Raw genomic sequence first — 8,366 nt, forward strand, 5'->3', positions numbered from 1 at the left:
AGGCGGCCCGATGTTCTCAATGTCGTGTGAAACGGCCGCTGGCGGGTATCGATGATGGTGGCGGTGGCGGCGAGCCTTCGTCGCGATTTCTCCGCCTCGGCGTTACCGGCCCATGACCCCCGCCACAAACGATTGACTTAAAGCCAACTTCAACTTCTATCGTTGCCGAGCCCTCCCCAGCCGCGACGACAGGAGCCCCGCCCATGAATCCCCCCGTGCCCAGGCGGTCGCCGCTGACCGCCTGGATCGGTTGGTCGGCGTTCACGACCGCCGCCCTGGTCCTCGCGACCGTTGTCGCCCAACCCGTCTGGGCGGGGTTGTTTCTCACGGGCGACATCGGCATGCTCGCCGCGCACCAGCAGGGCGCCAACCTGGCCACCCTTGTCCTGGTCGTCGACCTGGTGCTGCGCATCCTGTGGTGGAGTCCCTGCCGGGGCCCCGCCCTCGGCGTCTGGCTCAACCTCGCGTTGACCGCCGCCCTCTACATCCAATACGTCCTCGGCCAGGACCGCCTCCTCCAGTTCCACTTCCCGCTCGGCGTCGGGCTTTCGCTGCTTTCGGCCTGGCTCGTCGTCCACAGTTGGCGGTCGGTGCGACGGATCGGCGGCGCGGCATGAACAAGCTGTCCCGCAGAAGGCTTCTCGCCCTCGGACTGGTGGCGGGCGGCATCGGCGTCGGCGGCGCCGCCTGGGCCCTCGGACGCGACCCGCACGAGTCGGCCGGCCGCACCCTGACCAGCGCCCTGCCGCCGCCCCAACGCTTCCGCGCCCCGCTGCCGATCCCGCCCGTCGCCAGACCCACCCACGGCGACCACTACGACATCACCCAGCGTCCGTCCAAGGTGGAGATCGTCCCCGGCACCACCACCACGGTGTGGGGCTTCGACGGCCACTTCCCGGGACCCACCCTCCGCGTTCGGCGCGGGCGCGAGGTCACCGTGAAGATCCACAACCGACTCCCCGTGCCCACCACCACCCACCTGCACGGCGGCGTCACCCCCGCCTCCTCCGACGGCTTTCCCACCGATCTCGTGGTGCCCAAGGGATACCGCTGGCGCCCCGCCTCCCACCACAAGGATGTGTGGACCCGCCACGACCAGGCCCGCACGTACGAGTACCCGATCGACCAGCCCGCCGCCACCCTCTGGTACCACGACCACCGCATGGACTTCACCGCGCCGCAGGTCTGGCGCGGCCTGGCGGGTTTCTTCATTGTGGACGACGACGTCGCCGACGCCCTGCCGTTGCCGCGCGGAGACCGCGACGTTCCCCTGTTCATCTGCGACCGCGCCTTCGCCGCCGACGGCGAGTTCCTTTATCCCTCGGTGGACGGCACCCTCGCCAAGCCCGGCGTCACGGGCGACTTCCACCAGGGCGTCCAGGGCGACGTCATCCTGGTCAACGGAGCCCCGTGGCCCGTCATGGACGTCGACCGCGCCCGCTACCGCTTCCGCGTCCTCAACGGCTCCAACGCCCGCCGCTATCGCCTCGCCCTCGGCACCGCCCCGACCGAGGCGGCGTTCACCCAGATCGCCAGCGACGTCGGGCTGCTCGGCGCGCCCGTCCCGCTCGACGCCTGCGACCTCGCCCCCGCCGAGCGCCGCGAGCTCGTCATCGACTTCGCCCACTTCCCCGCGGGCAGCGAAGTCACCCTGCTCAACACCCTCGACGACGGCCCCACGGGCGCCATCATGCGCTTCCGCGTCGGCGCATCGACCCGCGACGACTCCGAGGTCCCCGAAACCCTGGCGCCGTATGAAAAGCTCGACCCCGCCGACGTGGCCGCCGACCGCTTCTTCCGCTTCCAGGTGGAGGGCGACAAGTGGACGATCAACGACCAGACCTACGACCCCGCGGGCACCATCGCCAGGGCCACACTGGACACGATCGAGCGCTGGACCTTCACCTCCGACTTCCACCACCCGATCCACGTCCATCTGGGACATTTCCAGGTCGCCAGCCGCGACGGCAAACCCCCGAGACCCCAGGACGCGGGCTGGAAGGACACCGTCGACCTGAGGCCGTTCGAGGTCGTGGAGGTGCTGGTGAGGTTCGCCAAACACAAGGGCCGCTACATGATCCATTGCCACAATCTGGAGCACGAGGACATGGCGATGATGGCGAACTTCGACGTCGTTTAGCGCATGCCTTAGGTTGTCGGTAGGAGGACTCATATGTATACCGAAACCATCGACATTCCCACGCCCGACGGCACCGCCGACGCCTACATCGCCCACCCCGGCGACGGCGCCCGGCACCCCGGCGTGCTGTTCTATATGGACGCGATCGGGCTGCGCCCCAACATCCACGAGATGGCCGAGCGCCTGGCGTCCGAGGGCTACTTCGTCCTGGCGCCCAACGTCTTCTACCGTCACGGCCGAGCGCCCGTCGTCGAGGTGCCCGACCTCGCGGAGCCCGAGGCACGGGCGCCCTTCTTCCAGAAGATCATGCCGATGGTCCACCAGCACGGCCTCGATCGGGTGCACGACGACGCCGCCGCCTTCCTCGACTACCTCGCCTCACGCCCCGAGGTCCGTCCGGGCCCCGTGGGCACGGTCGGCTACTGCATGGGCGGCGTCCTGGCGATCCGTACGGCCGCGGCACATCCCGACCAGGTGAAGGCGGCCGCCGCCTTCCACCCCGGCGGAATGCTCACCGACGCCGACTCCAGCCCGCACCGCCTCGCGCCGCGGATCGGCGCCGAGGTCGTGCTGGGACTGGCCGAAAGCGACTACACCGACGAGCAGGTGGGCCAGCTCGCCGACAGCCTGGACTCCGCGGGCCTCCGCCACTCCACCGCGATCTACCCGGGAACCGTCCACGGCTTCACCATGGCCGACACCGCCGCCCACCACCCCGAGGGCGAGAAGCGCCACTGGGACGAACTGCTGGACCTGTTCGCGCGCAATCTGAAGGGCGAAAAGTAGGGCGGGCTACTCCCGTAACCGATCCCTCGACTCTTCGAGTGTTTTACATTAGCTCGACAAAAGTTCAACAGTGGAGTATGCTTGGCGGCATGTCCACGACAATCGGATTCAGGCCGACGGAAGAAGACAACCGAATCATTGAAGCCGCCATGCGTACTGGCGAACGCACCAGTGATGTGATCCGTCGTGCCCTGCGATTGCTCGACCGCGAGGTCTGGTTGGACCACGCGCGCGAAGATGCCGAACGACTCGCTGACGAGGACCTGTCCAACGAGAAGGACGCCTGGTGATTCGAGGTGCCGTCTACCGAGTCGACTTCGGCGACGCCAAACGTGGGCACGAGCAGCGAGGCCGCCGTTTCGGTCTTGTGTTGAGCCCCAGCGGTCTACCATGGAGTGTCGCCACGGTGATTCCAACGTCTACAAGCGCTCAGGCCGCCGTCTTCCGACCCGAAATCGAGCTTGGTGGCACACTGACCCGATTTCTCATAGACCAGATACGCACCATCGATGTCATGTATATCCATGGTGATCCAGAGTTTTTCCTCGAACGGGACGAACTCGCCGAGGTCGAACACGCCGTAGGTCAGTACCTGGGCCTTTGTGCATAAGACGTTGAGCAGTGCATTAATTCCCATCCCCGTGCCACGAGTGCCACAGGCGGGCGTACGAACCGCCCGCGGCCACCAACGCGTCGTGGTCGCCGAGTTCGGTGATGCGGCCGTCGTCGACCACGGCGATGCGGTCGGCGTCGTGGGCGGTGTGGAGGCGGTGGGCGATCGAGATCACCGTGCGTCCCTTGAGGACGGCGGCGAGGGCGCGCTCGGCGTGACGGGCCGCACTCGGGTCCAGCAGGGAGGTCGCCTCGTCGAGGATAAGGGTGTGCGGGTCGGCGAGGATCAGGCGCGCCAGCGCGATCTGTTGGGCCCGTGGGGCATCCAGCTCGGTGTTGCCCGCGCCGAGCTGCGTGTCGAGGGAGTCGGGGAGGGCGCGGACCCAGTCGGCGGCGCCGACGGTGTCCAGCGCGGACCATACCTCGGCGTCGGTCGCGGAGGGCTTGGCGAGGATCAGGTTGTCGCGCACCGAGCCGATGAACACGTGGTGGTCCTGGGTGATGAGGGCGACGCGTTGGCGCAGTTCGGTGGCGTCGAGGTCGGTGACGGCGACGCCGCCGAGGCTGACGCGGCCCTCGCGGGGGTGGTCGATGCCCGCCAGAAGCCTTCCCAGCGTTGACTTTCCCGCGCCCGACGGGCCGACGATCGCGAGGTGTTCGCCCGCGCGGACGTCAAGGTTGATGTCGTGCAGGACGTCCCGCCCCTCCGTGTAGGCATAGTGGACGGACTCGACGGCGATCCGGTCGTCGGCGGGCAGCTCGCCGCTGGGTTCGCGGTCGGGCTTGACCTCGGCGACGCCGCGTACCCGCGCGAACGCGGCGGCGCCCTGTTGGATCTGTTCGGTCCAGGTGAGGGCGAGGTCCAGCGGTTCGGCGAGTTGTTGCAGGTAAAGGACCCCCGCGATCACCGTCCCGAGGGTCACCAGCGAATGGGCGTACAGGAATCCGCCGCCCAGCAGCGCGGTGGCCATCGGCAGCGCGTAGGAGAACTCGACGACGGGAAACAGCACCGAGCGCAGACCGAGGGTGCGCATCCGCGTCCTGACGGCGCCGCCGACCGCCGCGTCGCCCGCCGCGATCCGCCTCGCCTTGAGCCCGAAGGCTTCCACGGTGCGGGCGCCCTCGGCGGTGGCGGCCAGCTCCTCGGACATGTCGGTGTTGGCGCTGCCCTCGTTGATGTAGGCGGCGCGGGCGCGGCGCAGGTACCAGCGCACCGCCACCCACACGGGAAGCAGCATCATGAGGACGCACAGGCTCAACAGTGGACTGAGTACGCACATCGCGCCGAGGATGAAGGCGATCTGGATGACGGACGTGACCACGGTCGGCAACACGTCCTTGGTGAGGTCGCCGATCGTGTTGATGTCGCCCGAGCTGCGGGTCATCAGGTCGCCCGTGCCCGCGCGCTCCACGGTGGACACGGGGAGCCGCAGGGTGTCGTCCACGAAGCGTTCCCGCAACCGCGCCACCGCCCGCTCCCCGAACCGCATGCTGGCGTTGCGTCCGAACCGCAGCAGGAACAGTTGCAGCAGCAGGAAACCCGCGATCGCCGCACCGAGCTCGTCGATGATCGACATGCCCGCGCCCGCCCCGACTCGATCGACGATCACGCCCATCAGGCGCGGGGTCGCCACGCCCGCGGCCGAGGCCAGCGCGTACAGCGTCACCAGCACGACGAGCGCGCGTCGGTCCGCGCTCAGCAACGCCCACAGGGCGCGCCGCACCTGGCGCTTGTCGGCCACGGGCAACTGTTCGCTCATGACGCGCCCTCGTCGGCCAGCTCGTCGATGCCGCGCATCACCAGGGCGTGATAGCCGGGTTCGGCGTCCAGCAGTTCGACGTGGGTGCCTGTGGCCACCTCGCCGTCGTCGCCCAGGAAGATGACGGTGTCGCAGCGGTCCAGGAGCAGGGGCGAGGACGACGTGACCACCGTGGTGCGTCCGCTTCTGGTCTCCCGCAGGCGTTCGGCGATCAACGCCTCGGTGTTGGCGTCCACCGCGGAGGTCGGCTCGGGCACCATCAGGACCTCGGGCTCGGCCAGCAGCGAACGCACCAGCCGTACCCGCTGCCGCTGACCGCCCGACAGGGTGCGCGCCTGGACGTCCACGGGGGAGTCGAGCCCGTCGGCCAGGCCGCTGACGATGTCGCCCGCGGCGGCCACCCGCACCGCCTCGGCGATCGCGGCGTCGGCGGGGTGGTTCGGCGGACTCACCATCTCCCGCAGGGTCCCCGCGAACAGGTGGGCCTCGTTGCCCGACAACAAGATCCGCCGCCGCACCTCGTCGATCGCCATATCGGACAGCCGGACCCCGCCGAAGCTGGCCTCCGACTCGCCGTACCTGGCCAGACGCTCCAGTATGGTCGTGGTTCGTTTGGCGTCCGCGCAGGCGATTCCCGTCAGCCGCCCCGCCTTCACGCTCACCCCCGAGACGGGATCGCACAGGTCGGACCCCTCGGGCGGCCCCGCGACGCCCCTTCCGATCTCGTCCACATCGGGCGGAATGTTGAGGATGTTCGTCACGCGCCTGGCCGCCACCAGCCCCGCGGCATAGGCCAGGCCCGACTCGATGAACACGAACACGGGCAGCACCAGCGCCCCCGCGTACCCGTACACCGCGACCATGTCCCCGAACGTCACCTCGTGCGCCGCCACCTCCCGGGCCGCCACCCAGGTCACCAGCGCCAGGAACAACCCCGGCAACCCCTTGGCCAGGGCGATGATCCAGCTCACCGTCCCGCCCACGCGATAGCCCGCGTCCCGCACGTCGCGCGAGTCGCGCCGGTACCGCCCCGCGAACAGGCTCTCGCCGCCGATGCCCCGCAGCACCCGCAGCCCCGCCACGATGTCGCCCGCCCGCGCCGTCAACGCCCCCTGCAACTCCCGATACTCGCCCATGGAACGCCGATACCGCGACATCAACGGCGTCACCACCCCCACGATCAGGGGCACCCCCACGAGCACCAACACCCCCAACAACACCGACAGCCTCAACACCAGGACGGCCACAACGAGACACGTGAACACCGACCCCACCCCCGGGCCCGCCGCCGTCATGAAGTTCGCGATCCTGTTCACGTCCGAGGTCCCGATGTTCACGACCTCCCCAGTAGACACCCGCCGCGGCAACGCCGCCCCCAGCCGCGCCGCCGCCCGCGTCACGACCTGAATCGTCCGCAACCCCGCGTCGATCCGCACCTGCGTCATGGTCCGATGCCGCATGATCGACGCGTACGCGTTCACCGCGGCCAACACCACCAGGGCCGCCGTCCACCACGCCAACACCGTCAGGTTCTTCGGCCGCAGCCCGTCGTCGATCGCCCGCCCCACCAGGTACGGCACGATCGCCAGGCCCACGAACGAGGCCGTCCCCCAAAACGACCCCCGCAACACCCGCCCCGTCTGCCGCCGCGCCAACCACCACAAATACCGCCCGGGACTGCGCGAATCGGGGGCGCCGGGATCGGGGTGCGGGGGCAGCGGCATCGCCATCGAATCTAGCGGTGCGCCGCCGCGCCCTCAATCGAGAATCGTTGACTGTGGAGCCGAACACGGCCGACACCCGTGCGGCGACGGGGCCGTCGAGCGTGAACAGGTATCGGAACGATTCGGAGTGTGGGTACGGTGTCGTGGTCGAAGATGCGCGCATGGGCACCATCCCGAGGGCTGCTTTCGGCGTAAGGGTGCGGCGGGATACCCCGATGCCCAATCACATCCAGGGACGCCATGAACGAACCTTCGATGGTGACGGCGGAGGCTTGGTGCACGACGGCGGTATATGACCCGAGCATCGCCAGTTTTAGTGATCACCAAATCTGACTTACAGGATTGAGCGCGTGTGATGTTGAAACGAACGGCTCTGGGAAGCGCCGTGGTTGCTTTCGGCGTTGTGTTTGTGGCCGCATGTAGCGCCGACACGACGAGTCTTCGCGAGTCGGCATACCGTGACCTACCTGTCTAAAAAGGGGTCACTGACCGTCGTCGACACGACATCGGGAAGTACCGTCCATGAGTTCAAAGGCTCTTATGTGAATCAAGGAACCCACGGACAGCACGTTGCGGAAGTAGCTGATGGTTCGCTGTACATGGTCAACCCGAGTAAGGCTGGCCACGACGAACTAACGGCAATTGACGCGACGACGGGAGAGACGCATTGGCCCAGCTCAAGCGGCGGCTCCGAAAAGTTGTCTTGGGTACTGGCTCCGTCTCCGCAACATGCGCTCGGTGCCACCAGTGATACCAATGCACCACGTCAATCAGAGGTTTTGCAGCCAGTTGTAGAGCCAAAAGTGGTGTATGCGTACTGGGACTCGGATCCGAAGGGTATCGAGGTTCTGGATGCCAGTACGGGCAAGCGGATAGGTGGAGTGCACGACATCAACCTCAGCAGCGTTACTCGGGTCGTCACCGCCGATGAGTCCCATGTTGTCGCCGTATCTGAAGTCGGCGATCAGGCGTGTGACCGAACGTTGTCCGGCTTCGACACACATTCACAGACCGTACAAGCCATTACCACCCACCTCAATACGTACGACACACACAAAAAGACGTGGCGATGCGCGGATGCGAAAAGCGACGGTGTGCAGATCAGCGGTAACGGCATATACGCCCAGGATGCGAATCACCACCCACAGATTCGTGACCTGTCCACTGGCAAGGCGACGCGCGTCACCGATCTGCACACAGGGAAAGCCTTGTGGCAGTATGCCGATGCGGTCCTCGCGGGGGTTGACGCCAAGAACTATCTATTCTGGACCGGTAGCAGCTCAAGTTCTGGCAAGAAGGCGCTGGTCATTGCCAAACACAGTGGCAAGAAAGGATCTTGACGGA

At 67.5% G+C, this 8,366-nt stretch carries 8 protein-coding genes; 6 read left to right on the forward strand and 2 right to left on the reverse strand.

Features of this window, described 5'->3' with window-relative positions; genetic code table 11:
* The first annotated feature begins 203 nt into the window (after nucleotides 1-203).
* From VE172_RS02090 to VE172_RS02110, 5 genes are all read left to right on the forward strand, one after another.
* Nucleotides 204-617, forward strand: coding sequence for a hypothetical protein (locus VE172_RS02090; RefSeq protein WP_324796454.1), 414 nt, complete (start codon nucleotides 204-206; stop codon nucleotides 615-617).
* Nucleotides 614-2,140: a multicopper oxidase family protein gene (locus VE172_RS02095; protein WP_324796457.1), complete on the forward strand. Its 1,527-nt coding sequence runs from the start codon at nucleotides 614-616 to the stop codon at nucleotides 2,138-2,140. Before VE172_RS02090 ends, VE172_RS02095 begins: the two co-directional genes overlap by 4 nt.
* A gap of 33 nt (nucleotides 2,141-2,173) precedes the next feature.
* A complete protein-coding gene (locus VE172_RS02100) occupies nucleotides 2,174-2,926 on the forward strand; it encodes a dienelactone hydrolase family protein (RefSeq protein WP_324796460.1) in 753 nt (250 codons plus the stop codon).
* 89 nt (nucleotides 2,927-3,015) lie between these two features.
* Nucleotides 3,016-3,216 carry a hypothetical protein gene (locus VE172_RS02105; RefSeq protein WP_324796463.1) on the forward strand — a complete coding sequence of 67 codons (201 nt, stop codon included), beginning with the start codon at nucleotides 3,016-3,018 and terminating at the stop codon, nucleotides 3,214-3,216.
* Nucleotides 3,213-3,536, forward strand: a complete 324-nt coding sequence (locus tag VE172_RS02110; RefSeq protein ID WP_324796465.1) for a type II toxin-antitoxin system PemK/MazF family toxin — start codon at nucleotides 3,213-3,215, stop codon at nucleotides 3,534-3,536. Before VE172_RS02105 ends, VE172_RS02110 begins: the two co-directional genes overlap by 4 nt.
* A 16-nt stretch (nucleotides 3,537-3,552) precedes the next feature.
* Here VE172_RS02110 and VE172_RS02115 read toward each other — a convergent pair whose 3' ends face one another.
* Complete coding sequence (locus VE172_RS02115) at nucleotides 3,553-5,298, reverse strand: ABC transporter ATP-binding protein (RefSeq protein ID WP_324796467.1); 1,746 nt, start codon at nucleotides 5,296-5,298, stop codon at nucleotides 3,553-3,555.
* A complete protein-coding gene (locus VE172_RS02120; protein ID WP_324796469.1) occupies nucleotides 5,295-7,022 on the reverse strand; it encodes an ABC transporter ATP-binding protein in 1,728 nt (575 codons plus the stop codon). Before VE172_RS02120 ends, VE172_RS02115 begins: the two co-directional genes overlap by 4 nt.
* A 458-nt stretch (nucleotides 7,023-7,480) precedes the next feature.
* Here VE172_RS02120 and VE172_RS02125 point away from each other — a divergent pair, with 458 nt between their 5' ends.
* Nucleotides 7,481-8,362, forward strand: coding sequence for a hypothetical protein (locus VE172_RS02125; protein WP_324796472.1), 882 nt, complete (start codon nucleotides 7,481-7,483; stop codon nucleotides 8,360-8,362).
* Nucleotides 8,363-8,366 lie beyond the last annotated feature (4 nt).

Origin of the sequence: Stackebrandtia sp., assembly GCF_035643755.1 — a bacterium.
Taxonomy (GTDB): domain Bacteria; phylum Actinomycetota; class Actinomycetes; order Mycobacteriales; family Micromonosporaceae; genus Stackebrandtia.

Coding starts and splice junctions, on each gene's coding strand:
- VE172_RS02090 (WP_324796454.1), top strand. CDS start 204: ATGAATCCCCCCGTGCCCAGGCGGTCGCCGCTGACCGCCTGGATCGGT.
- VE172_RS02095 (WP_324796457.1), top strand. CDS start 614: ATGAACAAGCTGTCCCGCAGAAGGCTTCTCGCCCTCGGACTGGTGGCG.
- VE172_RS02100 (WP_324796460.1), top strand. CDS start 2,174: ATGTATACCGAAACCATCGACATTCCCACGCCCGACGGCACCGCCGAC.
- VE172_RS02105 (WP_324796463.1), top strand. CDS start 3,016: ATGTCCACGACAATCGGATTCAGGCCGACGGAAGAAGACAACCGAATC.
- VE172_RS02115 (WP_324796467.1), bottom strand. CDS start 5,298: ATGAGCGAACAGTTGCCCGTGGCCGACAAGCGCCAGGTGCGGCGCGCC.
- VE172_RS02120 (WP_324796469.1), bottom strand. CDS start 7,022: ATGCCGCTGCCCCCGCACCCCGATCCCGGCGCCCCCGATTCGCGCAGT.